A 26170-nucleotide genomic window follows, 5' to 3' on the forward strand; every position below is an offset into this window, starting at 1 on the left:
CATGAAACTCCTGGGGACCCACCGCGCAGCCGCCAGGCGCGCGCGCCTGCGCGGCGCTGCCCCCCAAGCCTCCGCGCTCGGCGGTGCGGCCTCCGGCTCTCCCCGCACTCGCCGCGCGCAGCGCGGTGAGCGCGGGACTATGGCCTTGGAGATGGTGATTCTTGCGCCGTTGCTTTTGATCCTCTTCATGTTCTTGCTGGCCTGCGGCCGGTACTTCCAGACGTCGTCGCTGCTGGAGAACGCCGCCCGGGACGGCGCCCGGTCGGCCAGTCAGACCCGGTCGCTCGCCGACGCGCAGGGTCAGGTGGACGCAGCGGTGTCGCGCACGATGGAGCAGGCGGTGGCTTCCTGCAAAGACTCCGCGGGGGGCAGCATCACCAGCGCGTTCGCGGCCGGCTCGACGCTGTCCGTCGAGGTGACCTGCACGATCAACTACCGCGACCTCGGCCTGCTCGGGATCGGTGGCGACACCACCATCACCAAGCGGTTCAGCTCGTCGATCGACCCCTATCGAGGTGTCCGCGATGGCAACCAGCCCTGACCGCGGCGCGGCCGGGGCGCGCCGTACGACGCCCTGGGCCCGGCTCACCGCCTTCCTCCGAATCGATGCCCCCGGCAACCATCGCGGTGCGCTCAGCCCCGCCGTCGCGATTCTCGCCGTGATGATCTTCACGCTGGCCGGCCTCGTCATCGACGGTGGCCGCCAACTGGGCGCGCGGTCCCGGGCGGTCGGCTACGCCCAGGAGGCCGCCCGGGCCGGAGCGGCCGCCATCCAGCTGAACTCGCCCGAAGCCCGGATCGACCCGGCCAAGGCCGGTACGGCGGTCGCCGAGTTCTGCGCGCAGGTCTCGTCCAACGACAAAGCCGTCCAGGAGTGTGGCGCCACCGAGGTCACCCAGGAAGGCCTCACGGTCCAAGTGGTGATCGGCAACAAGACCACCTTCCTCGGCATGGTCGGCATCGGCCACCTCGACGCGACTGGTACCGGCGAGGCCCACCCCGAACAAGGTGTGACGAAAGCCGACGACAGTCCCAAGGTCCCGCCGATCGTGGTCGGCACGCGGACCGACGGACCGGGCAACATCCCGACCACCAACACCGCGGTCCCGCCGACCCTCGACCTGCCGTGCCCGCCGAACTGGACCATCGGCCTGCCGACTCCGACCTGGACGCTCCCGTTCCCGTTCCCGGCCAGTTGCACCCCGAGCATCACGCCCTCGCCGTCGCCGTCCCCGTCACCGGATCCCTCGGAAACCACTTCACCGCCGGTGAGCCCGCCAGCCAGCTCAGGGGCGCCATCCGGTGGAGGCGGCGGCCCCCGCCCCGGCCCCGCAGTACCGCAGAACTCCCAGCCCCCGGGAGCCAACTGATGACCCTGACCCCCGAGGAGCTCCCGTCGTGCGACGCCTGAGCGTCCCAGCCGCCCTGCTGGCCGCAACCCTGCTCCTGTCCGCGTGCGGCGCGAAGGAGTCGGGCGGCATGCCGGTGCCCGTCGGCAGCGGCGAGCCGGAGCGCACCATCACCCTCAGCGGTACGCCGTCCGCCGAGCCCACGTCGGCGCCGACCAAGTCGTCCGGACCCACGAAGACGAAGGCTCCTCCGGCGACGGCGACGCAGGTCATCGTCGTTCCGGGGAACTACGCCGGCAACCCCGCCGTCCAAGGCCTCGTGACGAGTTACCCGGTCTACTTCAGCGCGCTGGTGGCCCGGGACGCCGACATCGTCAAGAACAACTTCCCGGCGTACTTCTACGCCGACGTGCAGGAGCGGATCAACGATGCCAAGCGCAACGGCTGGGTGATGAAGCCGCCGGGCAGCGCCGTCGTGGTGGGGACGGTGCCGCAGCCGCTGGACGTCGTCCGGGTCAAGCTGTGCCTGTCGCAGCGCACGCAGTACTGGAATCCGAAGGCGAAAACCTGGGTGGTGGCCGGGCCGAGGGGAGTGGCGCAGGCGATCGACATGATCCGCACCGGGCTGGGCTGGTTGCCGTACCGGCTGGCGCCGGCGACGGGGATGAAGTGCGGAAAGGTGCGCTTTCCGGCCTAGACCGCACAGAATCGCTCAGGCGATGGCGTGACTGGACAGATTTCACCGGGCATGATGCCCCTGGTTGAAGATAACCTGCGAGTAGCTGGACGACACACAGGAGTGAGGATGCGCAACCGAGTGAGCCGAGGGCTGATCGCTCTCACCACCGTGGTCGCACTGCTGGTTGTCTACCCGACCACGACGGCGTCCGCGGACACGATCTCCTCGGGTGACCGCGTCTGCTCCATGTATGTCAACTCCATCGGCTTCGGTGCGTTCTGCAGTTCCGGTGAGGCCAGCTCCGGCGGATACGTGCCGACCTGGAAGGAGCGACTCGGCAACAACGTCTTCATCCCGTGCCGCGACTTCGACATCCCGAACGGGATCCACCTCGGCCCGCCTCCGGAAGGCAAGAAGTGGGTCCTGAGGGTGACGATCGAGGACTACGACCTGAACAGGGTCGACGGCGGTGAGGCCGTCCATCTGGAGCGGGCCATCGTTCCTGTCGGTGGCGACGAGGAGAACCAGTGCCCGTCCAGGGGCTACATGGACCGCTTCTGGAAGCAGTTCAGCAGCACCTATCCCGACCCGGCGCTGCAGGTGCGGCCCACGTACGTTCCGCGGGTGAACATCCCCACGTACTTCTCGCTGACGCGCGAGAGCTCGGTGATCTTCAAGAACCAGCTAGGCTCCCCGGACCTGAACAGCGCCCTGTACAACCAGAGTTTCAACCTGACCATGCGAGGGCTGGTCACCGAGATGAAGGTCGATCCCGGTGACGGATCGCCGCCCATCACGTGCGCCATGGGCGTCGCCAAGGAAGGCGACGACGGGTACGACGAGACGAGTGACCCGTTCCACCAGATGAGCACCTGCTCGCACAAGTACACCAAGTCGAGCGCGAGCCAGCCGGACGGGATGTACACGGTGAAGCTGACGATCACCTGGACCGTCGATTACTGGAAGGGCGGGCCGAGCTGGAACAAGGTCGGCACGGCCGAGGTTCACGCAGTACAGCGCCTGCCTGTGCAGGAAGTTGAGGCAATCGGTGGGTAAGGGAGGGACGACGATGGTGAAGACTGGTCAGCCCGTGCAGGCCGCACGGCTGCCGCAGCGGTCGGGTGGAGGTGCCGCCGACCGGCTGAAGGGTCTGGTGTCGCTGCTCGCGATCGTGGCGATCGTCGGCGGCGTGCCGTACCTGCTGGTGCGTTTCTTCGGGACGCCCTGGCCGGAACGGATGCCGAACCGCGACGTCCTGTTCAGCGAACTGAGCGCCGAGACGATCATCGGCATCATCACGTTCTTCGTCTGGGTCGCCTGGCTGCACTTCGTCATCTGCCTGATCGCCGAGGCGGTCTCGGAACTGCGCGGCCATGGCCTGTCACCACGGATCCCGCTCGGTGGCGGTTCGCAGACGCTGGCCCGCCGGCTGGTCTCCGGCGTCGTGCTGCTCGCCGGTGCCGCCAGCGTCACGCTGCCGGTCGCGAACGCGGTCACCACCGCGCCGGTGTCCGGTCCGTCCTCGGTGAGCGTTGCCCAGAGCAACGACAACAGCTCGCGCGACGCGTTCCGGGCGACCGAGCCGAGCAGCACGGTGCAGATCGGTGCGCCCAAGGTGAAGCACACGCACACCGGGGTCCGCACCAACAACGACCACTCCGGGCAGGTCGTCAAGTACACCGAGGTCAAACCGCCGCAGGGGCGCAACTACGACTGCCTGTGGGACATCGCCGAGCGCTACCTGGGCGAGGGCCGGCGCTACAAGGAGATCTACGAGCTCAACAAGAACAAGCTGCAGCCGGACGGCCGGCGGCTGACGAACCCGGACCTGATCATGCCGGGCTGGCAGGTGCGCCTGCCCGCCGACGCCAAGGGCCCGGGCGTGCACACCGTGCGCGTCAACGTGGATCACAAGACCACCACCAACACCACGCCGGCCGGCAAGCCGACGGGCAAGCAGACCGCCAAGCCGACCGTCAACCCGACGTCGAAGCCGACCGCCAAGGTGAACCCGTCGAGCGAGACGCGGACCGCCGAGCAGGGCACCAATGTGCCCGGCAGCCGCTGGTTCGAGCAGGCGGAGGCTGAGCCTGGTTCGTCGATCGGGATCGGCACCAAGGCCGACCCAGGTGCCAAGACCGCCAAGCCGGGGATCAACGCGACGGCACCGCACGAGCCCGGCACCACAGGCGCGGAGCCGGGCGACCCGGTCGCGGGTGGTTCGAAGGTGGAGCCGGCCGTTCCGGTCGCCGCCGAGGAGGGCGGGTTCGACGCCACCCAGGCCGGCATCTACGGGTTCGGCGCCACCTTGCTGGCTGCCGGTCTCGCCATCGCGCTGAAGCGTCGTCGCGGCTGGGCCCAGGGTCCAGGACCGAAGGCGGCGGGTCACCGTCAGACCGAGGTCGACCTGCGCCTGGCCGCCGACGTACCGACCGCTCGGTTCGTCGACAACTCGCTGCGCTCGCTGGGTGTGCTGCTGACCAACGAGAACCGGCCGATGCCGTCCGTCATCGCCGCGCTGGTCACCGATCGCGCCCTGACGCTGGTGCTGGAGCCGGGGGAGTCCGCAGGACCGCCGCCGGCCCCGTGGCAGGTCATTGCCGAAGGCACCCGCTGGGTACTGCGCAGGGCCTACGCGCCGGACGCCGACGTGGAGGCGCCAGCGCCGTACCCGACGCTCGTCACCCTCGGCCGCAACGCCGACGGCGCGATCGTGCTGGTCGATCTGGACACCGCGGCCGGCATCGTCAGCTTCGGGGGCGTCACGAACGCCTCCCGCGACGTCGTCGGTTCGCTGGCGGCCGAACTGGCCACGAACCTGTGGTCCGAAGGCGCACACGTCAGCATGGTCGGTTTCGGCGACGACCTGTCGACGCTGTCGCCGAGCCGGCTGAGCTACTGGGGCAGCCTGGACGCCGCGCTTGACGAGGTGACGCGGCGTACAGACGCTCAGGTGCAGGCCTGCGGTCGCCGCAACGTGGACTCGGTCGCCGGTGCGCGACTGGCCCACCCGGACACGATGCTGTGGGGCCCGGAGATCATCTTCCTGTCCGCGCCGCCCTCGCCGGAAGAGGAGCAGCGGCTCGCCCGGCTGGCCGCTGACCCGAAGCGCAGCGTCGCGGTCGCCGTCGTCGGTGACGTGATGAACTCGCCGTGGCGGTTCGTCGTGGACGAGAAGAACCAGGCCGTCTGCCGGCTGCTCGGGCTCGAGGTCGATGCCCACAGCATCAATCCGGCGCAGTTCGCGGACCTGGTCGCGCTGTTCGGCGTGGCCGAGGCCGAAGCACTCGACAAGCGTCGCGCCGAGCAGGACCTGCCGGCGTACGAGTTCTCGACGGCCGACCTGAGCCGGCCCGCGCCGGTCGAGGTCGACCTGCTCGGCCCGGTCGAGGTGGATGCCCGCGGTCCGATCGACCCCGGCCGGGTGTCGCTGTCGACGGAGATCGTGGCGTTCCTGGCCAGCCAGGACTACGGCGTCCACCCGAACGTACTGGCCGGGGCGATCTGGCCGCGCGGCATCAGCGACGAGCTGCGCAACGCTGCGCTGGAGCACACCCGCAACTGGGTGGGTGTCGACGCCATGTACGCCGACGAGTCGGGCCGCTGGCTGCTGAACCGCAGCATCGTCCGGGTCGACTGGGACGTCTTCCGCACGCTGGTGAAGCAGGCGTCGATGGTGGACGACCCGCGTGGCCCGCTGTCGACGGCACTGAGCCTGGTGCACGGCCAGTCGTGGTCCAACCTGCCTGCCGGCCGCTACTCCTGGCTCGCCGCCTCCGGGATCGAGCGCAAGATGGCGGAAGCGGTCGTCGATGCGTCGCTGCGGCTGGCAGAGGCCAGCCTGCGCCACAACGACGGCAACCTGGCCCGCACGGCCCTCCAGACCGGATTGAGCTTTTCCCCGGCCTCAGAGGACCTCTGGCGAGCCACCCTGCGGCTGGCATCCCACTTCGGTACGACGAACGACGTCAGCAACGTCGCGGGCCAGATGTACGCGGCCCTTGCCAAGCACGGCGGCCCCCGCGGCGCCGAGGCCGAGACAGACGCCCTGGTAGACGAGCTGCTGCCTGGCTACCACCGGCCTGCCGCGGTCGCGTAGTACCGGCGCCGGCTTCCGTAGTACTGGCTAGACAGAGTTCCGCCCCGAGAGGTGAGCCTCTCGGGGCGGAATCACGTTCGGGCTGGGTTGCTCAGAGGGTGGTGGCGGACCAGGTGTCGCAGCGGGTCATGTCGCCGGAGTCCATGCCGACCCGGAACCACTTCATCCGCTGCTCGGCGGTGCCGTGGCTGAAGCTCTCGGGGTTGACCTGCCCCTGGGTCTTCTCCTGGATGCGGTCGTCGCCGACCGCCGCGGCCGCGTCGAGGCCGCGGGCGATGTCGTCCTCGGTGAGCTCGGTGATCAGCGGCTTGCCGTTCTGGCCGGGCACCGTGGTGGCGTGGTTGGTCCAGATACCCGCCAGGCAGTCGGCCTGCAGCTCGGAGCGGACCGAGTCGGAGGTGGGGCCCTCCCGGGACTTGATCCGGGCGAGGATGCCGTACAGGTTCTGGACGTGGTGGCCGTACTCGTGCGCCACGACGTACGCCTCGGCGAAGTCGCCGCCCTTCGCGCCCAGCTCGGTCTGGAGGGTGCGGAAGAACCCCAGCTCCAGGTACACGCGCTTGTCAGGCGGGCAGTAGAACGGCCCGACCGCCGCGGTCGCGGCTCCACAGCCCGTGTTCACGGAGTTGCTGAACACGCGCATCGGCGCCGGGATGTACTTCTTGCCCCGGCGCGGCAGCTCGGCGGCCCAGAAGTTCTGGATCGAGTTCTGGTAGAAGACGAACCGGCAGTCCTTGTTGACCTCCAGGTCCTTGCCGGTCTTGCAGGAGTCGAGGTTGCCGGGAGCGGTGTTACGGGCGGCCGGCTCCTCGCTGCCGCCTCCACCGCCAGGCAAGCCACCGCTGAGCAGGACGATGACGATCAGCAGGATGATGCCGCCGATGCCACCGCCGACGGGAATCCCCATCCCACCAGGAAGCAGCCCACCGCCTCCGCCACTACTGCCACGAGTGTCCTCGACACCACTGGTGTCCAAGTCGGCGTCCGGGTTGAATTTCACCTGTGTTGCCGCGGGGAGGCTCCGTCGTACCGGACGGGGCGAAACCGCGACTTCCTCCCTTCGGCGACCGGGGACTGTCGGTCCCGGCTGGTTGATCGATTTTATGACCCGGTTCCGTATGTACCCGAGCGCCATGCGGCAGGCGACGTGACGCGGCAGTGACCTCGCGGCCGGGGAGGACGTCAAAGCACCTACACTAGACCTCGCGACGAGCTCGAGCCGCCTTGTGACGTGGCGTCGCCGACGCGTCCCCGCCGAGCCCTGATCGCCCGCCGACCTGCCCTGCCCCCGACCTGAGGACTTCTGCGCCGCCATGATCACTGTCTCCAACCTCGAGGTACGCGTCGGGGCCAGGCAACTGCTCTCGCCTGCGTCTTTCCGCGTCAACCCGGGGGACAAGGTCGGTCTGGTCGGGAGGAACGGTGCCGGCAAGACGACGCTGACCAAGATCCTGGCCGGCGAGGGGCTGCCCGCGGCCGGAACGGTCAGCTCGTCGGGTGAGGTCGGGTACCTGCCGCAGGACCCGCGCACCGGCGACCTCGAAGTACTGGCCCGGGACCGGATCCTGGCCGCGCGCGGGCTGGACGAAGTGGTCCGGCGGATGCGCAACGCGGAGAAGTCGATGGCCAGCGCGGACGAGAAGACGCGCGAGAAGGGCATGCGGCGGTACGAGCGCGCCGAGGCCGACCTGCACGCGGCCGGTGGGTACGCCGCGGAGTCCGAGGCGGCCCGGATCGCGGCCAACCTCGGCCTGCCGGAGCGGGTGCTGGGGCAACCGCTGGGCACTCTGTCGGGTGGACAGCGGCGCCGGGTCGAGCTGGCCCGGATCCTGTTCGCGCAGGCGGAGACGCTGCTGCTGGACGAGCCGACCAACCACCTGGACGCCGACTCGATCGTCTGGCTGCGGGACTTTCTGAAGAGCTACTCCGGTGGCGTGATCATGATCAGCCACGATGTGAACCTGCTCGAGGAGACCGTCACCCGGGTCTTCCACCTGGACGCGAACCGGGCCGAGATCGACATCTACAACGTCGGCTGGAAGGCGTACCTGACGCAGCGCGAGACCGACGAGCGGCGCCGCAAGCGCGAGCGGGCGAACGCAGAGAAGAAGGCGTCCCAGTTGGTCGACCAGGCGAACAAGATGCGCGCCAAGGCGACCAAGGCCACCGCGGCCCAGGTGATGCTCAGGCGGGCCGAGAAGCTGATGGCGTCGCTCGAGGACGAGCGCGCGTCGGACCGGGTGGCGAAGATCTCGTTCCCGACCCCGGCCCCGTGTGGCAAGACACCGCTGATGGCCAAGGAGCTGTCGAAGTCCTACGGCTCGCTGGAGATCTTCACCGACGTCGACCTGGCGATCGACCGCGGTTCGCGGGTCGTCGTCCTGGGCCTCAACGGCGCGGGCAAGACCACCCTGCTGCGGGTGCTGTCCGGGATCGAGAAGTCGGACACCGGTGAGGTCATCGACGGTCACGGCCTCAAGCTCGGGTACTACGCCCAGGAGCACGAGACGCTCGACGTGAACCGGACCGTGCTGGAGAACATGAAGACCGCGGCCCCGGATCTGAACGAGACCCAGGCCCGGTCGGTGCTCGGCTCCTTCCTGTTCACCGGCGACGACGCGGACAAGCCTGCCCGCGTGCTGTCGGGTGGCGAGAAGACCCGACTCGCGCTGGCCACGTTGGTCGTGTCCGCCGCGAACGTGCTGCTCCTCGACGAGCCGACCAACAACCTGGATCCCGCCTCCCGCACCGAGGTGCTGAACGCGATCCGCTCCTACACCGGCGCGATCGTGCTCGTCACCCACGACGAGGGCGCCGTCGAGGCCCTCGAGCCCGAGCGCGTCCTGCTCCTTCCGGACGGCGTCGAGGACCTCTGGACCAACGACTACGCGGACCTGGTGTCGCTCGCCTGAGTGCTTTTCCACAGGTGACGATCACCGCACGGAAAGTTCTGCAAGGTGCCGTATGTTCCATGGCATGAGTGATCTTGGACTGCGGTTGACGGTGGACGGGCCAGTGGCCCGGGTGGTGCTCGACCGGCCGGCGGTGCGCAACGCGCAGACGCCGGCGATGTGGAGCGCGTTGTCGGACTTCGGTACGTCGCTGCCTCCCGAGGTGCGGCTGGTCGTCGTGTCGGGGGAGGGGGCGTCGTTCTCGGCCGGCCTCGACCGGAACCTGATGATGGGTGAGCCGGTCGACGGGCAGGAGACGCTGCTCGCGCTCGGGGCGAAGCCTGCCGACGAACTGCAGGAGCTGATCTCGCACTTCCAGGCCGGCTTCGCCTGGCTGCGCAGGCCGGACATCATCAGCATCGCGGCCGTGCAGGGTCACGCGGTCGGGGCCGGTTTCCAGTTGGCGCTGGCCTGTGATCTGCGGGTGATCACGCCGGACGCGAAGTTCAGCATGCGGGAGCCCGCGCTGGGGCTAGTGCCCGATCTGGGTGGGACGCAGCCGCTGGTGCAGCTCGTCGGCTACTCGAGAGCCCTGGAGATCTGCGTGACGTCGCGCTGGGTCGAGGCCGAGGAGGCCCTGCAACTCGGGCTGGCCAATATCGTCGTACCGGCGGAGGAGCTGGAAGCGACCGTGAAGGATCTGTCGGACGCCGTGTTGTCGCCGTTGGTGGGCGCTGTGCGAGAGACGAAGGCGTTGCTGCTGGGTGCTGCTGACCGGTCGTACGAGGAGCAGTTGACGGCCGAGCGGGAGGCTCAGACCCGGAGGTTGAGCGAGCTGCTGGCAGCCTTCGGCTGAGCCGGTGGGAAGTTTCGGCTGACCTCAAGTGTTGTCAAGGTTGACGAGTTGATGGCGGGGAGGGGAACGGATGTCTTCAGGAATGCGGATGGGCGGTGGCGGCGGCAGCGCGATGAGCTGGCGGCGGCAGGACGCGTCGGTGGTGGATCGCAAGCTGGCCAAGGGCACGTTGCGGCGCATCGTGCGGTTCGCCAAGCCGTACAAGTGGCACATCACCGCGTTCCTCCTGCTGGTGGTGATCTCGGCGGTGCTGGTGATCGCCTCCCCGTTGCTGTTCAAGAAGATCGTCGACGACGGCATCATCAAGGGAAACTCCGGCCTGGTCACCGCGCTCGCGCTGGTGGTCGCCCTGCTCGCCTTGGTCGAGGCCGCGCTCGGACTGATGCAGCGCTGGTTCTCGGCCCGGATCGGTGAAGGCCTGATCTACGACCTGCGGACCAAGGTGTTCGCGCACGTCCAGCGGATGCCGGTCGCGTTCTTCACCCGGACCCAGACCGGCGCCCTGGTGTCCCGGCTGAACACCGACGTGATCGGCGCGCAACAGGCGTTCACCTCGACCCTGTCCGGTGTGGTGTCGAACGTGATCAGCCTGATCCTCGTGGTCGGCGCGATGCTGCTGCTGAGTTGGCAGCTGACCCTCGTCGCGATCCTGCTGCTGCCGGTCTTCCTGCTGCCCGCCCGGTACCTCGGGCGCCGGCTGGCGGCGATGACCCGGGAGCAGATGCAGCTCAACGCGGACATGTCGACGGCGATGACCGAGCGGTTCTCGGTCGGTGGCGCGCTGCTGGTGACGCTGTTCGGCAAGGCCGAGCTGGAGAACGCACAGTTCGGCGAGAAGTCGGGCCGGGTCCGCGACCTGGGTATCCGGATCGCGATGCTCGGCCGGGTGTTCTTCACCGCCCTCACGCTGGTTGCCGCGCTGGCGACTGCTCTCGTGTACGGCGTGGGCGGCAACCTCGCGGTCAAGCAGACGCTGACGGTCGGCACCCTGCTGGCGCTGGTCGCTCTGCTCGGCCGGCTCTACGGTCCGCTCACCGCGCTGTCCAACGTGCGCGTTGATGTGATGACCGCGCTGGTCTCCTTCGAGCGTGTCTTCGAGGTGCTCGACCTGGAGCCGATGATCAAAGACGCGCCGGACGCCCGCCCGCTTCCGGACAGCGCCGCATCGGTGACCTTCGACGAGGTGTCGTTCGCCTATCCGACCGCCGAAGAGGTCTCGCTGGCGAGCCTGGAGTCGGTGGCGGTGCTCGACAAGCGCGCGTCCGCCCAGGTGCTCGAGGACATCAGCTTCACCGTCGAACCGGGACAGATGGTTGCTCTCGTCGGCCCGTCCGGTGCGGGCAAGACGACCATCACCAATCTGGTCGCCCGGCTGTACGACGTGACGAGCGGCTCGGTACGGATCGGTGGTGAGGACGTCCGCGAGGTGAGGCTGCAGTCCCTGCACGACACGATCGGGTACGTCACGCAGGACGCGCACATGTTCCACGACACGATCCGCGCGAACCTCGCCTATGCCAAGCCGGACGCCACCGACGACGAGATGATCGAGGCGCTCCGGGCTGCTCAGGTGTGGGATCTGGTCTCGACGTTGCCCGACGGGCTGGACACCGTGGTCGGGGATCGCGGGCACCGACTGTCCGGTGGCGAGCGGCAACGTCTGGCGATCGCCCGATTGTTGCTGAAGGCACCGCGCATCGTCGTACTGGACGAGGCGACCGCGCATCTAGACTCGGAGTCCGAGGTCGCGGTGCAGCGGGCGCTGGACACCGCGCTCGAGGGCCGGACGTCGCTGGTGATCGCGCACCGGCTTTCCACCGTGCGCAACGCGGACCTGATCCTGGTCGTTGACCACGGCAACATCGTCGAACGCGGCACGCACGAGCAGTTGCTCGCCCTCGACGGCGAGTACGCCGACCTGTACCACACGCAGTTTGCCGAGAGCGGTTCGGCCGCGGGCGTGTAGCGTTTGTTCTGACGTGAGGTCGCGAGGAAGGTCCGCCGGATGATCAAATTCGCCCTGGTCCTGGCCGCCGGCTACACCGGCTACCAACTCGCGTACCACTCAGAGGACGGCCGCCATTACGGCAAGGTCGGCGAGCGGAACCTGCGGGCGACTCTCGCGCTGATCTTCGCCGCCCTGGCCGCGGGCTGCACCTACGCCGCCCTGCTGGTCAACTGAGCAGGCTCACGCGCTGCCGACCAGCACCAGATGGCGCCTTGCTGGCGCAGGCGGGGGCGGGTTGAGCGCCCGCACCAGGCGGGTCAGATCCTCGTCGGTGAAGAGCATCTCGGCCAGGGGCGTGTCGAAGGTCCGCAGCGGGGCCACCTTCCCGGCCGCTACCTGCTTGTAGACGGCGTGGACGGAGATCTGCAGCGCCTCGGCGACCTCGGCCGCTGTCCAGAAGGTTCGGTTCACACGTGTTCAACGACGAGGGGTTACGACCCTTCCTCATGTTCCAGCAGGTGCAGCACCGGTACGCCGAGGTGGCGCCGGGCCGAGTTGGTCCAGTCGAGGTGGAAGAACTCCGCGACGATGTGCGGCCGGGTGAGGATGATGACCTCGCGGCCACCGACCTTGTCCACGGTCGCGGTCAGCGCGTCGATCGGCCGGTCGTGCGAGATCCCGCCCTCGGCTTGGTAGCCGAGGTCGCGCAGCCGCTGGATGCTGCGCCCGGTGCAGTCCTTCGCCTCACTGTCGATCGCCTTCTGGGCCTCGGCGAGTTCCTGGCGCTGGTCGACGATGCCGGGCCCGTAGAGGTCCGCCGTACCGAGCGCGCTGATGGACGCCTCCACTCCGGACTCGGCGTTGTGACAGGGCACCAGGACGTGGTACTTCACCGGCTCGGGCATGTCCTGATGCAGCTCGACCACCCGCCGGGCATCGGTTTCGGTCAGTTCCTGCTCCACGAGCAGTACGACGTCGTACATCTCGGTACCTCCGGTTCGTACCAGTCGGTATGTCCCCATCATGCCCCCGCGGTGCACTTTATGGGGGCAGAATGGCGGCATGCAGCTACCCGTGATGCCGCCGGTCAAGCCGATGCTGGCCAAGCCGGTCAAGAAGATCCCCGACGGGAACGTCAGCTTCGAGCCGAAATGGGACGGGTTCCGCTCGATCATCTTCCGCGACGGCGACGAGGTGGAGATCGGCAGCCGCAACGAGAAGCCGATGACGCGGTACTTTCCCGAGCTGGTCGAGGCGATCAAGGCGAACCTGCCGGAGCGGTGCGTGATCGACGGCGAGATCGTCGTGGTCGGCGCGTCCGGCGACCGGCTGGACTTCGAAGTACTGCAGCAGCGCATCCATCCCGCTGCCTCCCGGGTGAAGATGCTGTCCGAGACGACGCCGGCACGCTTCGTGGCGTTCGACCTGCTCGCGCTCGGCGACATCGACTACACCGAGCGGCCGTTCGCCGAGCGGCGTGAGGCGCTCGAGCAGGCACTGACCAAGGCGTCGGCGCCGATCCACCTGACCCGGACGACCACCGACCAGACGATCGCCACCGAGTGGTTCCACCAGTTCGAGGGCGCCGGGTTGGACGGGGTGATCGCGAAGCCGCTGGACGGGCTGTACGAGCCGGACAAGCGGACGATGTTCAAGATCAAGCACGAACGGACCGCGGACTGCGTGGTCGCGGGCTACCGGGTGCACAAGAGCGGCGAGAACCGGATCGGTTCCCTGCTGCTCGGGCTCTACAACGCCGAGGGTGTGCTCGCGAGCGTCGGCGTGATCGGCGCGTTTCCGATCGCCCGCCGCGAGGAGCTGTTCGAGGAGTTGCAGGAGCTCGTCACCGACTTCGACGACCACCCGTGGGCGTGGGCAAAGCAGGAGGAGGGCAACCGCACCCCCCGCAACGCCGAAGGAAGCCGGTGGCAAGCAGGCAAAGACCTGAGCTTCATCCCGCTACGCCCGGAGCGTGTAGTCGAGGTCAAGTACGACCACATGGAAGGCGTCCGCTTCCGCCACACCGCCCAATTCATCCGCTGGCGCGAAGACCGCACCCCAGAATCCTGCACCTACGACCAACTAGAAGAACCAGTAAAATTCGACCTAGCCGACGTCCTAACAGCCCCCGCCACCACCTAACCGCCAACCACGGCCCGACGACCTGAGCATCGGCCACCCTGCACAGCCAAACCTGACGGCCGAAACGAGCCGTCGGCTGAAGCGACCCGCTGTGTCGACCGGATTTGCGGCCTGCAGATCGGCGGGGTGGGCATCGGCCGTGCTTGACAGCTGAACCCGCCGGCGCGGAACCAGCCAGCAGCCGGCCGGCTGGTCGCTAGCGGATTGGCGGGTTGGGGCGGGTGGCGGTCGCGCTGGACAGGTGAATCTGACGGAGCGGGACCAGCCGACGGCTGAGCGGCGGGCTGACGGGCCGGCGGGTGATGGGCCAGCGGGCCCGCGGGTTGGTAGGCCAGCGGGTCAGTGGGCGGGCGGATTGACCGTCGGCTGTGCTGGACGGTGAGCCTGACGGCGCGGAATCAGCCGGCGGCTGAGCGGGGTGGCGGGTTAGTGGGCAGGCGGTGATGGGTGGGGCGAGCGGTGGCTGTGCTGGACAGGTGAACCTGGGGGCGCGGACAATCCAGGGATGACGGCGGAGCGGATCGAGCTGGGGCGTCCGTCGGACGCCGAGCGTGATCGTGCCCTCGCGATCCTGCGGGATGGCGCGGGTTCGGGCCGGCTGTCGCACGACACCTTCATCCGCCGGATGAATTTCGTACTCCGGGCTCAGAGCCGCCGCGAACTGGCCAACGCGACGCGCGACCTCCCCGAGACCGAGCCGCGCCTGGTGCAGTTCGTCCAGCGCCTGCTCGCCCGCATCCCGCGCCTGACCGTCACCCCGCGCGAGCCAGCGCAGTACGTCCGCCCGCAGGGCCTAGCCCTCCCACCACCCGGCTCACCCACGGTCCGCATCGGCCGAGCCACCGGCGCAACCCTCCGCATGGCCGATCTCTCCGTCTCCCGCTTCCACGCCGAACTCCGCCACGTCGACGACGGCTGGATCCTGCGCGACCTCGGCTCCATGAACGGCACCCACCTCAACGGCCTCCGCATCACCACCCCAGTCCGAGTCCGCCCCGGCGACCACATCCGCTTCGGCGCAGTCACCTACCACCTAACCTGGACCGACCCCCACTAACCGCAACTCAAAGCTCCTTCTTCGGCGAGGTTCCGGGCTCGTTGGTGGTGGCTTTGCGGGCCTCGGGGGTTGCACTGGGCTTGCTGACCGCTTCGGTGGGAGACGGAATCCCATCGAGAGCCGCCTTGGCAGCCTGGGATACCTGAAGGTCGGGGTGGCTGCCGCGATCCTCGGCGGGGACGATCGAGTTCAGCTTGAGTGCGAAGCCTTTCAGGTCGTACTGCGCAGCCAGCTTGTCGATGAGTTCCGGCAAGCTGTTCGGTTCGCGATCAGTCCGGCTGATCATCTCGCGCATCGAGGCAACAGTGCGGGCCGGTTGGTCGTCGGCCAGCTGGTTCAGGAATGGTGAAAGCTTCTGCACCGGCATCGCGTGTGGACCCTTGGTCGGAGGATCGAAGTCCTTGACGTTCTCGGTGACCAGCACGGTCGCTTCAGCATGGACGGCAGCAGCCAGGACGTGCTTGTCCTTGGCGTCGGCGCGCATCTGTGGCATCAGATGTTCGTAGTCACTGACCATCGCGGTGCGGAACACCCGATTCATCTGATCGAGGCGGCGGTCGATTGCTTGCTCCGACACTCCAGCCGGCCGGTTGCGCCTGACCTCATCGAGGACCTCGGCCGACCATCGTGGTTCGAACGCGCGGTTGTAGGCCAAGGACAGGAGGACATCAGTCTGCAGTTGGCCACGCAGGATATTCGCGTCCAGGAAGGCGCGGGTGGTTCTGGTGGCCATCCCGCGGGCTATCGATCGGAGGACGACGCATCGTCGTCATCGTCATAGACCGACTCGCTGAGCATCTCGTCGAGCACCTGCCGCCGCTCCTGGTTCAACCGCCGATTGAACGCCAGTACGTCGGCGAGCCGCACCCAGTCGACATACTCGCTGGACCGGAACGGAACCTCGCCCTGGGCGACGTAGACCCGCAGTTCGTCAGGCGACATCTCGATCGCATCGGCTGCCTCGTCGACAGGAAGTTCGTGGCGGCGTGGGGTGATCTGGAGGGCGTAGCCCTGGCGCAGCGCCTCTTCGGCGAATTTCATCACCTCGTAGACCTTCGGAGGAATGTCGTGGCGTGTCCCGTCCGGGTCGATCAGAGCAGGACCGTCGGCCACCAGATCGCGGTCAGCATCCGTCAGCAGGAACACCTCGGGCCGACTCGGCATGACATCCATAACCGGATTCTAGAGCTTGCTCACCGACCGAGGCGGCGGATATCCACAGGGTTACAGGCGATCCCGTTCAGCACTCGAGTGGATCCCAGCGGTTCAGCGTTCTCTGTCCGCAGACTTCTCCGGCCCTTCGACGTTCTTGCGGGCCTTTGAGTCCTCCGTTGGCTGCGTGACTGCTCCCTGCGGCGGGGCTACCCCATCTAGTGCGGCCTTGGCGGCTTGGGTTGACTGCAGGTTCACGTGGCTACCGCGCTGCGCGGGTGGCACTGCTGCGTTGAGCTTGTGCGCGAAGCCTTTGAGATCCTGCTAAGTGACCATCTTGTCGATCAGTTCAGGCATCGTCTGGGGAGTTCGCCGGTTGCGGTCGACCATCTTCTGCAGTGCGCCGACGACCTCGCGCGGGTGATCCTCCAGCAACCGGTTGAGGAACTGGGAGGTCCGCTCGACCTTCATCGCGTGCGGGCCGCTGGCGGGCGGATGGAAGTCCTTCGTGTTCTCCGTGACCAGAACGTCCGATCCACCGTGGACAGCCGCGGCCAGCACGTGCCGGTCCTTGTCGTCTGCCTGCATCTGCGGCATCAGCGGTTCGTACCCGATGGTCATCGCGGCAGGGAACACCCTGTTCATCTGCGCGAAGCGCGAGTTGATCGCCTCCTCGCCGACTCGCTGTGGGCGATTCCTCCCGGCCTCGGCCAGCACCTCCGCCGACCACTGCGGCACGTAGAGTCGCTCGTGCGCGAGCGTCATCATGATGTCGTTCGTGAGCTGACCACGAAGGACGTTCGCGTCCAGGAATGCCGCGCGCGTGGCCACCATCGCCGGTCAGCCGTTGTTTTCGGGATCGTCGTCCCAGGGCTCTTCCTCCGCGAAGGACTGGAGCATCTTCTCCCGTTCAGCGTCGAGGCGCTTGCTGAGCTCGATCACGTCGGCGAGACGCACCCAGTCCACGTACTCCGACGAGCGGAACGGGACCTCACCTTTGCCGACCAGCAAACGCAGTTCCCGGCGGGGCATCGAGACCGCGTCCGCGGCTTCGTCGATGGGAAGCTCGTGGCGCAACGGCGTGATCTGCAACGCGTAGCCCTGCCTTAGCACATCCTCGACGTACTTCATCACCTCGTGGACCTTCGGAGGAATGTCGTGCCGGGACCCGTCAGGATCGACCAAAGCCGGCCCACCGGCCAGCAACTCCCGATCGGCATCCGTCAGCAGAAACACCTCGGGCCGACTCGGCGTGACATCCATGAACCAAATCCTAGAGCTTGGTCACCGCCCGCGGCGGATGCTATCCACAGGGTTATGGCACGGGATTCGGGCGGTAACCCAATCAGAGTTCTTTCTCAGGCGCCTTCGCAGGTCCGCCGGCATCCTTGCGTGCCTCGGGAGTCGCCGCTGGTTTGGTAACTGCCGCCATAGGTCCAGCCACTCCCTCGAAGGCAACCTTGGCAGCCTTCGAAGTCTGCAGATGCGGATGGCTTCCCCGCTGCTCCAGCGGCACCACGGTATTGAGTTTGTGTGCGAAGCCTTTGAGTTCTTGCAGGGTGGCCATCTTGTCGATCAGCTCAGGAATCGACTGTGGTGGGCGACGGTTGCGATCGACCATGGTCTGCATGGCCTCGATGACGAGCTGCGGCTCCTCGTCGACGAGCCGGCCGAGAAATTCCGAGGTGCGTTGGATCTTCATGGCGTGGAGGCCGGCGGTCGGTGGATGGAAGTCCTTGACGTTCTCGGTCACCAGTACGTCGGAGCCTGAGCGCACCGCCGCTGCCAGGACATGTTTGTCCTTCTCGTCCGCCTGCATCTCGGGCATCAGGTGCTCGTAGTTCTTCACCATGGCCTTGGGGAAGGCCTTGGCCATCTGGGCGAAGCGGGCGTCGGTTCGCTCGGCGGTGACTTTCTCGGGGCGGTTCCGCTTCACCTCGTCGAGTACCTCGGCGGACCAGCGCGGTCGGTAGAGGTCGGTGTGGGCGATGCTCAACACGACGTCCGTCGTCAGTTGGCCGCGAAGTACGTTGGCGTCGAGGAAGACCGTGGGCGGCGTGGCCATCGCCGGCTACTGGTCTGCGCGAGGTTCGTCGTCGTCCCAGGGCTCCTCGTCGGCCAGGGCCTGGAGCGCCTCCTCGCGCTGAGCCTGGAGCCGGCGTTTGAACGCAAGGACGTCGGACAGCTTGACCCAGTCGACGTACTCGCTGGAGCGAAACGGGATCTCGCCGTCTCCGACGTACTGGCGGAGTTCGTCCGGGGCCATCGAGATGGCGTCCGCGGCCTGGTCGATGGGGACTTCTTGGCGCAGAGGCGTGATTTGGAGGGCGTAGCCCTGGTGTAGGGCGGAATCGATGTACTGCATGAGTTCGTAGACCTTGGGGGGGAGGTCGTGGCGGGTGCCGTCGGGGGAGAGGAGGGCCGGGCCGTTGGGGATTGTGGTGCGGTCTTCTTCGGCCAGGAGGAATACCTCGGTGCGGCTCGGCATGACGTCCATGGTCGGATTCTAGAGGGGTGTCACGGGCGGGGGCGGTTGTTATCCACAGGGTTGTCGGCCTCGGCGAACAACGGAACAGCGGTTAGCGCCAAGGGTGCCGCGGGCGCGTTGTGCCTCGTTGATTTGCTGGGCTGAGGGTATTCCGGGCGCTGTGTTCGAGGGCTACGATCCGGCGGGTGCCGGTGGAGTTTTTGACAGATGAGCAGGCGGCGGCGTATGGGCGGTTCGTGGAGGAGCCGACAAGGCCGGAGCTGGAGCAGTTCTTCTATCTCGATGATGTGGATCGGGAGCTGATCGGGAAGCGCCGCGGGGATCACAACCGTCTCGATTTCGCGCTGCAGATGTGCACGGTCCGCTATTTGGGGCTGTTTCTCGAGGATCCGCTGGATGTGCCGTGGCCGGTTGTCGAGTATCTGGCGGAGCACTTGGGCGTGGAGGACGTCTCGTGTGTGAAGCGGTGCACCGAGCGGCAGATGACGGCCTACGAACACTCGTGGGAGATCCGCGACGCGTACGGCTACCACGCGTTCGACGATTCGGAGTGGGGCCGGAAGTTCCGGCCGTTTCTGCATGGGCGGGCGTGGACGGCGGCCGAGGAGGGGCCGGTGGCGCTGTTCAACCAGGCGGTGGGCTGGTTGCGGCGCCATCGGGTGCTGTTGCCTGGTGTGTCGGTGCTGGCCCGTCAGGTGGCCGAGGTGCGGGCGGTAGCGGACAAGCGGCTGTATGCGACGGTGGCGAATGCGGCCCGGCGAGCCGACGTGTCATTGCCGGGCGACTTGGTGGCGCTGCTGGAAGTGCCGCACGGGCGTCGGGTGTCGGAGTTGGAGCGGCTGCGGCGGCCGCCGACGCGGACGACGGGGACGGGCCTGGCGAAGGCCCTGGAGCGGGTGGTTGAGGTCGCGGCGTTCGGGTTGGGACGGGTGCGGCTGGACGGTGTGCCGCCGAACCGGCTGGCGGTGCTGGCCCGTGTGGGGCTGGGGTCGAAGGCACCGAATCTTGAGCGGACACCGGAACCGAAGCGCACCGCGCTGTTGACGTCGGTGGTCCGGCAGTTGGAGGCGTCTGCGATCGATGACGCGCTGGATCTGTTCGCGTAGCTGATGCAGGTGAAGCTGATCAACCCGGCCCGTCGGGCCACGGACCGGGACTGGATCTCGGCCCGGGGCCGGGTGGCGAAGGCGTCGCGGCTGCTGGACGGGGTGTTCCGGGTGTGGAGCGAGCAACTGGACCTGGTCGCCGAGACCGGTGCCGAGCTGGACGTGGCCGCAATGTGGGGGGATTGGAGACCGAGGTGGGTCCCCGCGAGGAGGTGATGGCCGCATCCACATTCCTTGGAGAGCTGGTCGGCCCGGCCGACAACGACACCGACGCCGAGATGCGGCGCCTGCTCGCTTCCCGCTATGCCACGGTGCGCCCGTTCCTGTCGCTGCTTGGGGAGTCGTCCGCGCTGGGAGCGGCCTCTGGCGGTGAGCGGGCCTTGAAAGCTGTGCGGTGGCTGCCGGCGTTGGCACGGCGCAAGGTCAAGCAGCGGCCGCTGCAGCCACGAGAGATCGACGACGCGCTGGTGCCGCCGGCGTGGAGGAAGGCGGTGTATGCGAACCCGGAATTATCCGAGGGGGCGGTGGACCGCGACGCGTACGTGGTGTGTGCTGGAGCAGTTGTTCCGGGCGCTGAACAGACGAGACGTGTTCGCGGTCCCGTCGAACCGGTGGGCCGACCCGCGGGCAAGACTGCTGGACGGCCGCCGATGGGAGGCGGTTGCCGACGACGTGTTGCACGGTCTGAGCCTGAACGAGCCGGTCGAGGAACACCTTGCTGGGCGGGTGCGCGCGCTGGACGCGGCCTGGCAGCTCCTGGCCGAGCGGCTGGACGAGGCGGGGCCGGACGCGAAGCTCAGTTTCGAGGTCCAGCCCAGCGGCCGCGTGAAGCTGAACGTGGGCCGGCTCGGAGCACTCGGTGAGCCTGCGTCGCTGCGCTGGCTGCGCGCAACTACCACGGCGATGCTGCCGGCGATCGACTTGCCGGATCTGTTGGTCGAGGTCGACTCGTGGACCGGGTTCCTGGACGAGTTCGTCCATCTCAGCGGCCATGTCGGGGACGGCCGCGCCCGGATGGGAGACCTGAAGACGTCGCTGGTGGCGCTGCTGGTTGCCGAGGCCTGCAACATCGGCCTGACTCCCGTCGTCGACGCCGGCGAAGAGGCCTTGACCCGGGGCCGGCTCGTGCACGTCGACCAGTACTACCTGCGGGCCGACACGATCGCTGCCGCGAACGCGAAACTGATCCAGGCCCAGGCCCGAGTGCCGATCGTGCAGCATTGGGGCGACGGTCTGCTGGCGTCGGTGGGTGGGCTGCGGTTCGTCGTGCCGAAGCGAACTATCCACGCCGGACCGTCGCCGAAGTACTACCACTTCAAACGCGGCATCACCTGGCTGAACGCGGTCAACGACCAGGTCGCGGGCATCGGGCAGATGGTCGTCCCGGGCACTCCGCGCGATTCCTTGCACATTCTGGACACTCTGCTGAACCTGGACGCCGGGGTGAAACCGGAGATGGTGGCCACCGACAACGCGTCTTACTCGGACATGGTTTTCGGGTTGTTCTTCTTGCTGGGTTACAACTTCTCGCCGCGTTTCCGCGATCTGGCCGATCAGCGGTTCTGGTACGCGGAGCTGCCCGGCGTGACCACCGGCGGGTACGGCCCGCTGGACCCTGTGGCCCGCAACAAGGTCAACCTGGACAAGGTGATCATCCACTGGCCGGACATGCTGCGGGTCGCCGGTTCCCTGGTGACCGGGCAGGTGCGGGCCTATGACCTGCTGCGGATGTTCGGCCGCGATGGCCCCCTGACCCCGCTGGGTACGGCGTTCGCCGAAGACGGGCGGATCGCGAAGACGCTGCACCTTCTGCGGGTCGTCGACCCGGTCGACGACACCTACCGGCGCCAGATGAACAGCCAGCTCACCGTGCAGGAGTCGCGCCACAAGCTCGCCCGCGACATCTGCCACGGAAAACGCGGCCAGATCATGCAGGCCTACCGCGAAGGCCACGAAGACCAACTCGGAGCTCTTGGTCTGGTCTTGAATGCCGCGGTGTTGTGGACGACCCGCTACACCGACGCCGCTGTGACCCAGATCCGGGCGCTGCCGGCCGAGCAGCGCGACCACGACGTCCTGGACGCCGACGTCGCACGGCTGTCACCGCTCAAGCACGCCAACCTGAACGTGCTGGGCCGCTACAACATCCGTCCCACTACCCCGACCGGCGGTGGCCTGCGCCCACTGCGTGACCCGGTAGTGGCCGGCGAAGAGGACGACCCGGTGTAGGTGTGTCGGTAGGGACATGCCACCGACGACAGACGGCGCTGCGCGTGTCGGCGCTACTGACGAAGTACCGGTAAAACGTGTCACCAGCGGCAAACCACGACGGGTGTTGCGCCGGTGGCCTCCCCGTAGCTTCCAGCTGGGTCGCCTGAAGCTGGAGCAGATCCCGCCGAACAGGCTATCCGCACTGGCCCGCTACGCGCTGGGCACCAAGGCCCGAAGCTGGAGCGAAACCCGGAGCCCAAGCGCACGGCGACGCTCACCGCGGTGATGCGCCACCTGGAGGCAAAGGCGATCGACGACGCCCTGGACCTGTTCGAGATCTGATGGCGACGAGGCTGATCAGCCCTGCGAAGCGGTCCACGGACAAGCAGCGCCTGTCCACGTTGCCGCAGCTGGAGAAGGCATCGCGGCTGATGACCAGGGCGGCGGCCGTGTTCATCGAGGGAGCTGGAGCTGATCGAGCAGTCCGGCTGCGAGGTCTGCAGCGATTCTCGGCATCGACCGGGACATGATCTACCTGCTGACGAGGAAGGGCGGGTTCCCGACGTACGGGGGATCCGCATACGTTCAACCAGTTGCGGATCCCCGTACGTCGAGGAGCTTCGGTGCCGCGGCGAACCGATTCTGCTGTCGGAGGCTGCCCGGCCGGCGAGCCAACCTGCACTGCCCCCGGGCCTGAGCGGTGCCGCGATCCGGGCGGCACCGACAGGAGCCGCCCCGTTCCCGCTAGCCGTTGATTGTCACCGCGTCGGCAGGCTGGCGCGAACCCGGGCACGCCGAGCCAGCATTCCAAGCCCTAGCCCGAACTACGCAGGCTAGGCGTCTAGGTGCTTGTGCTCATAGGTCAGACGATTCCGGTTCCCGGCGAAGAGAGTTCGGACGTGTTCTACTGGTCTGACGTGACCGTCCTTGCTGGCGTACAGGACGCGGGCATGGTCGAGTACAGGTGAGCCTGTGTCGAGCCCAAGAATGGTTGCCTCGTCTGGGCTCGCTAGGCGGGCTATGAGGGCATCGGCCCGACCGACGGGTCGGTAGCCGGCGGCATCGATGATCGTCTCGACGTCGGCGGCAGGGCCCACCGGCGTGACGATGTCGTGTGGGTAGTAGGCGTTCTCGAGTGCTGCCGGTTCGTCGCCTGCATACCTAACTATCCGTCGGTGAACGATCGGAGTCTCTACTGCGATCTCGAGCTGGTCAGCGACATCAAGAGATGCTGGTTCGACCGTTGTCTCGGATCGGCTGGTTGCGGTGACGCCCACCCGGCGTGCCCCATCGCCGAATATCACGTCCCGGGTGAGTGGCGGCTTGTGAGACCCGGGCGAGGTGGACATGACGTGGGTCAGCATCGGTGAGTCGCTGACGACGGGGCCAAGGTCACCTCGCATCACGATCAAGCCTTCGGATCGAAGACGCGCCAATGCCAGCTGCAATTCCTCCGTTGAAGAGACCCTGAAGCGCTGTGCTAGTTCTGGCAGGGAGAGGATGCCAGCCGCTGCGCTGAGCTGACCACGCGCGATGCTGCGCTGGATTAGTTCGGCGATCACCCTGTGTCTTGGGGGCACTGCGGCTCCTCCCCGCGTACGACGTTTGTTTCCACGGTACGGCGGCAGCGAAGCGCGGCGGCAGATGGGAACTCCTCTACGAGGGAGAAGTCGGCGGCGTTGCCTAGCGATTCTTGATCAGGACCGCTGCCGCCAACCGGAGTCGAGTGGAGTTCGCCTGGCGCTGCAGGTCGAGGGCCAGCTGGTTTTCTTCGATGAGGGCTCTTTGATAGGCGGCCTCGACGGCTGCCCATACGCCGACGACGTTGTGCTCTCGCTTGCAGGCCGTGTCTGCGACCGCGGTTGCCCGCTGAGCTGGCGACGATTTGGCGCGCAGTTCCCGGTCTTGAAGCACTTCGAGCGGTGTGGGGTAGCCGAAGACGTCGCGCAGCCGCTGGCGATGAAGAGCTGGTCAATGTCGGCCGCTGACTCCAGAGTCCGGCAAGTATTCGCCGCCTGGTCCGGATGCATGAAGCGTGCAGGCTTTGGCTCTCGCAGATCGGCCCGTGGCCAGGCCGCGATGTGCCTCGCCGACACATCCGCGTACTGGCACGGAGCGAGAGGCATCTCGGCCGGCACTCTTACCAAACAAGAGCGCGAACATCTTCGGATCCCGAGCCGAGTCGGGCGGCGTCGCGGCGGTCGGTGGTTGGGGTTTTCGATACCCGAACCGGCGAGCCTCGCCCTGGTCGGTGATCCCGTACCGGCGTTCGTTTCGCGTTTGAAGCCCGGATCCGGGCCGTGCCACAGCCTTGTAGTCGATGCCGAGCCGCTGCATGCATCGACGAACAAGGATGCGTCGGGCTTCGGCCAGCCGCCGGTAGTCACTCAGCGAAAGCATGTACTGGTCGAGCGGGAGGATGAGGCTCGTCGTGTTGGTCAGCCGCTCGATCGGGCCTACGGACGGTTCGTGGGCAGAACGGCCTTCGTCCGGCGCGCCACAACTAGTAGCCACTAGGAGCATCGCTGCACACGCCACGAGGCGCGTGCAGCGATGCCCGAAATCGCCTGACATGGTGGTCATGAGCGAACCCGGCCTCAGCCGGCCCAGCAGTTGGACCAGTTGTTGTTCCAGATACCGGCGGCGAGGCGGGGGATGTTCTCGTTCTCTTCCAGAATCTGGGTGGATCCTTCGCAGGCCAGCAAGGTGGCGATGACTGCCCAGCTGTTGGGGTCGAAGTTCCACGCCGCCTGTGCGTTGTCAGCGACGATCTGGTTGTATCCCGGCCTTCCTGCCCCACCGATGAAGCGGTCGTTGCGGTGGTCGTTGTCGCCGAAGTAGTAGTCGACGAAGGCACCACTGAAGCCATCAGTGGCGAACAAACACAGGTCCCCGGGATTACACACGCCGTCCTTGTGAGCCGCGCTGGCCGGGCTCGCTACCCCCGCCATGAGCCCGACCCCCGCCGCTGCGCCCGCCACCAGTCTCCATGCCTTCTTCATCTGATTTGCCCCTTCACTCTCGCGGCGCGTCCGCGCCTTCCGACAGGGCGTAATCGTGCTCCGCTCGACGCCTCAGAGCGGGCAGAGTTCCGCCTCGGCGAAGATGCTGTTTCGGCTCAGGAGCGTCGCAGCCGCGTGGCGCTATCGCCTCGGCAGGGTCTCGGAAACGGGTACAGTCCTCAGCTGAAGCGGACCCTCTGAGGGTGCAGACGTTGCTGGGCTCAGCGACCGAGCTGACTCACGTAACCGCTGCCATTGCCCAATGACTAGCGGCGTTGTGCGGCGCGGGGTCTGGGTGATATGTATCCAGCGGCAAGTAGTGGCGCGACCAGGGCCTGGACTGCGAGGCCCGGCTCGGCATTCATCTCGCTGGCGAGGAGACTCCGGTACGCCTCATACCTCCGCAAGCCGTCAGCGACGTTGCCCTCCCTGAGCAAGATCTCGATCAGCAGACGGTTCGAGCTTTCTCGTAGAGGATCGACCGTGACCGCGAGCAGTGCGCTTGCCGCAGCCTCGCCTAATCGGCCGGCCATGAGCAGGCGCTCGCCGGCGGCGTCGAGGGCATGCAGTTCTAGAAGATGGAGATGCTCACGCGGCGCTACGAGCCATGGCTCGCTCCAACCAGGCAACAGGGGCCGACCAATGAATGGCGGCTGAGCCGTCGGAGGAGTTTCGCGCTGAACGATCGCTGAGCTCCACCGAAACCGCCTCCTGGAAATCGACGACATCGGCATCAATCCTCAGACCATCGGCTTCCTCGACGACGAGTCCTTTCGCGTCGTCGCGGAGCCGCCACATGAGCGTCCGCAAGTTTGCGTAGGCGCGCTCCAACCTTCGGTCTTCGAACAGTCGAACGGCGGCATCATCGCGCGCAATCGCCCCCTCAACAGCAAGAAGAGCGATCAGACGGCGCGTGCTGGGACGGAGCTTCAGCCGACTCAGTCCACGCCGAACCCCGAACCCACCGAGCACCTGAACCACCACTGTGCGGTCATGTCCAGCCCCCATGAAGTCCCCACCCCCGCGGAACAGATTGGTTCCGGCAAACACCGGAACCTACCCCTCCTTTGCTGATCGTGACCAGACCCTGTCGTTCAGTAGCACCTGTCAAAACATGCAATTTGGGGTGCCAGGCCAGCCAGCCGGTGGTTAGGGGCGGGACGTCTTTGCCGACAACCTGGCTCGTTCGC

At 67.3% G+C, this 26170-nt stretch carries 25 protein-coding genes and 1 pseudogene; 13 read left to right on the forward strand and 13 right to left on the reverse strand.

Annotation, left to right across the window (positions count from 1 at the left end):
- Nucleotide 1: 1 nt before the first annotated feature.
- The 5 genes from AB0F51_RS03725 (at nt 2) to AB0F51_RS03745 (ending at nt 6127) form a co-directional block, all read left to right on the forward strand.
- Entirely contained in the window at nt 2-541 is a 540-nt protein-coding gene (locus AB0F51_RS03725; protein WP_360273497.1) for a TadE/TadG family type IV pilus assembly protein, read from the forward strand.
- Nucleotides 525-1370 carry a pilus assembly protein TadG-related protein gene (locus AB0F51_RS03730; RefSeq protein ID WP_360273500.1) on the forward strand — a complete coding sequence of 282 codons (846 nt, stop codon included), beginning with the start codon at nt 525-527 and terminating at the stop codon, nt 1368-1370. The genes AB0F51_RS03725 and AB0F51_RS03730 overlap by 17 nt, the downstream gene beginning before the upstream one ends.
- 28 nt (nt 1371-1398) lie before the next feature.
- Complete coding sequence (locus AB0F51_RS03735; protein WP_360273502.1) at nt 1399-2046, forward strand: hypothetical protein; 648 nt, start codon at nt 1399-1401, stop codon at nt 2044-2046.
- A 108-nt stretch (nt 2047-2154) separates the two neighbouring features.
- Nucleotides 2155-3084, forward strand: coding sequence for a hypothetical protein (locus AB0F51_RS03740; protein WP_360273504.1), 930 nt, complete (start codon nt 2155-2157; stop codon nt 3082-3084).
- A gap of 13 nt (nt 3085-3097) precedes the next feature.
- Nucleotides 3098-6127, forward strand: coding sequence for a hypothetical protein (locus AB0F51_RS03745; protein WP_360273507.1), 3030 nt, complete (start codon nt 3098-3100; stop codon nt 6125-6127).
- A gap of 91 nt (nt 6128-6218) precedes the next feature.
- On the opposite strand, the gene AB0F51_RS03750 is transcribed toward AB0F51_RS03745, so the two are convergent.
- Nucleotides 6219-7127, reverse strand: a complete 909-nt coding sequence (locus AB0F51_RS03750; RefSeq protein WP_360273509.1) for a neutral zinc metallopeptidase — start codon at nt 7125-7127, stop codon at nt 6219-6221.
- A gap of 313 nt (nt 7128-7440) precedes the next feature.
- On the opposite strand from AB0F51_RS03750, the gene AB0F51_RS03755 reads away from it, so the two are divergent.
- The 4 genes from AB0F51_RS03755 to AB0F51_RS03770 all read left to right on the forward strand — a co-directional run bounded on the left by AB0F51_RS03755 (nt 7441) and on the right by AB0F51_RS03770 (nt 12056).
- Nucleotides 7441-9039: an ABC-F family ATP-binding cassette domain-containing protein gene (locus AB0F51_RS03755; protein ID WP_360273511.1), complete on the forward strand. Its 1599-nt coding sequence runs from the start codon at nt 7441-7443 to the stop codon at nt 9037-9039.
- Between the two features lie 64 nt (nt 9040-9103).
- Complete coding sequence (locus AB0F51_RS03760; protein WP_360273514.1) at nt 9104-9874, forward strand: enoyl-CoA hydratase/isomerase family protein; 771 nt, start codon at nt 9104-9106, stop codon at nt 9872-9874.
- A 70-nt stretch (nt 9875-9944) separates the two neighbouring features.
- A complete protein-coding gene (locus AB0F51_RS03765) occupies nt 9945-11840 on the forward strand; it encodes an ABC transporter ATP-binding protein (RefSeq protein WP_360273516.1) in 1896 nt (631 codons plus the stop codon).
- Between the two features lie 39 nt (nt 11841-11879).
- The gene (locus AB0F51_RS03770; RefSeq protein WP_360273519.1) at nt 11880-12056 is read left to right on the forward strand and encodes a hypothetical protein; all 177 of its coding nucleotides are present in this window, start codon (nt 11880-11882) and stop codon (nt 12054-12056) included.
- 6 nt (nt 12057-12062) lie between these two features.
- Here AB0F51_RS03770 and AB0F51_RS03775 read toward each other — a convergent pair whose 3' ends face one another.
- Together AB0F51_RS03775 and AB0F51_RS03780 are read right to left on the reverse strand one after the other, a co-directional pair.
- On the reverse strand, nt 12063-12293 hold the full coding sequence (locus AB0F51_RS03775) for a hypothetical protein (protein ID WP_360273522.1): 231 nt from the start codon (nt 12291-12293) through the stop codon (nt 12063-12065).
- A gap of 20 nt (nt 12294-12313) precedes the next feature.
- Complete coding sequence (locus tag AB0F51_RS03780) at nt 12314-12847, reverse strand: hypothetical protein (RefSeq protein ID WP_360273525.1); 534 nt, start codon at nt 12845-12847, stop codon at nt 12314-12316.
- A 37-nt stretch (nt 12848-12884) separates the two neighbouring features.
- Between AB0F51_RS03780 and AB0F51_RS03785 the strand changes: the two genes are divergently transcribed.
- Nucleotides 12885-13964 (forward strand): ATP-dependent DNA ligase, encoded by a 1080-nt coding sequence (locus AB0F51_RS03785; RefSeq protein ID WP_360273528.1) that lies wholly within the window; start codon nt 12885-12887, stop codon nt 13962-13964.
- Nucleotides 13965-14469: 505 nt separating this feature from the next.
- Nucleotides 14470-15021, forward strand: a complete 552-nt coding sequence (locus AB0F51_RS03790) for a DUF1707 and FHA domain-containing protein (protein ID WP_360273531.1) — start codon at nt 14470-14472, stop codon at nt 15019-15021.
- 7 nt (nt 15022-15028) lie between these two features.
- Here AB0F51_RS03790 and AB0F51_RS03795 read toward each other — a convergent pair whose 3' ends face one another.
- The 6 genes from AB0F51_RS03795 to AB0F51_RS03820 all read right to left on the reverse strand — a co-directional run bounded on the left by AB0F51_RS03795 (nt 15029) and on the right by AB0F51_RS03820 (nt 18670).
- Nucleotides 15029-15754 carry a PIN domain-containing protein gene (locus AB0F51_RS03795; protein WP_360273533.1) on the reverse strand — a complete coding sequence of 242 codons (726 nt, stop codon included), beginning with the start codon at nt 15752-15754 and terminating at the stop codon, nt 15029-15031.
- 8 nt (nt 15755-15762) lie between these two features.
- The gene (locus AB0F51_RS03800; protein WP_360273536.1) at nt 15763-16194 is read right to left on the reverse strand and encodes a hypothetical protein; all 432 of its coding nucleotides are present in this window, start codon (nt 16192-16194) and stop codon (nt 15763-15765) included.
- 303 nt (nt 16195-16497) lie between these two features.
- Entirely contained in the window at nt 16498-17007 is a 510-nt protein-coding gene (locus AB0F51_RS03805) for a PIN domain-containing protein (protein WP_360273539.1), read from the reverse strand.
- A gap of 6 nt (nt 17008-17013) precedes the next feature.
- The gene (locus AB0F51_RS03810; RefSeq protein ID WP_360273542.1) at nt 17014-17436 is read right to left on the reverse strand and encodes a hypothetical protein; all 423 of its coding nucleotides are present in this window, start codon (nt 17434-17436) and stop codon (nt 17014-17016) included.
- 82 nt (nt 17437-17518) lie between these two features.
- Nucleotides 17519-18238 carry a PIN domain-containing protein gene (locus AB0F51_RS03815; protein WP_360273545.1) on the reverse strand — a complete coding sequence of 240 codons (720 nt, stop codon included), beginning with the start codon at nt 18236-18238 and terminating at the stop codon, nt 17519-17521.
- A gap of 6 nt (nt 18239-18244) precedes the next feature.
- Entirely contained in the window at nt 18245-18670 is a 426-nt protein-coding gene (locus tag AB0F51_RS03820) for a hypothetical protein (protein WP_360273546.1), read from the reverse strand.
- A gap of 176 nt (nt 18671-18846) precedes the next feature.
- Between AB0F51_RS03820 and AB0F51_RS03825 the strand changes: the two are divergent.
- Both AB0F51_RS03825 and AB0F51_RS03830 read left to right on the forward strand, forming a co-directional pair.
- Nucleotides 18847-21996: pseudogene (locus AB0F51_RS03825) on the forward strand (Tn3 family transposase).
- Between the two features lie 323 nt (nt 21997-22319).
- Nucleotides 22320-22508 carry a hypothetical protein gene (locus tag AB0F51_RS03830; protein WP_360273548.1) on the forward strand — a complete coding sequence of 63 codons (189 nt, stop codon included), beginning with the start codon at nt 22320-22322 and terminating at the stop codon, nt 22506-22508.
- Between the two features lie 303 nt (nt 22509-22811).
- Here AB0F51_RS03830 and AB0F51_RS03835 read toward each other — a convergent pair whose 3' ends face one another.
- The 4 genes from AB0F51_RS03835 to AB0F51_RS03850 all read right to left on the reverse strand — a co-directional run bounded on the left by AB0F51_RS03835 (nt 22812) and on the right by AB0F51_RS03850 (nt 26030).
- A complete protein-coding gene (locus AB0F51_RS03835) occupies nt 22812-23342 on the reverse strand; it encodes a GntR family transcriptional regulator (protein ID WP_360273551.1) in 531 nt (176 codons plus the stop codon).
- Nucleotides 23343-24575: 1233 nt separating this feature from the next.
- Entirely contained in the window at nt 24576-24980 is a 405-nt protein-coding gene (locus tag AB0F51_RS03840; protein WP_360273553.1) for a peptidase inhibitor family I36 protein, read from the reverse strand.
- Between the two features lie 266 nt (nt 24981-25246).
- Nucleotides 25247-25609, reverse strand: coding sequence for a bacterial transcriptional activator domain-containing protein (locus AB0F51_RS03845; RefSeq protein WP_360274569.1), 363 nt, complete (start codon nt 25607-25609; stop codon nt 25247-25249).
- Nucleotides 25569-26030 (reverse strand): hypothetical protein, encoded by a 462-nt coding sequence (locus AB0F51_RS03850; RefSeq protein WP_360274602.1) that lies wholly within the window; start codon nt 26028-26030, stop codon nt 25569-25571. Before AB0F51_RS03850 ends, AB0F51_RS03845 begins: the two co-directional genes overlap by 41 nt.
- Nucleotides 26031-26170 lie beyond the last annotated feature (140 nt).

Origin of the sequence: Kribbella sp. NPDC023855 (genome assembly GCF_040639475.1) — a bacterium.
Taxonomy (GTDB): domain Bacteria; phylum Actinomycetota; class Actinomycetes; order Propionibacteriales; family Kribbellaceae; genus Kribbella.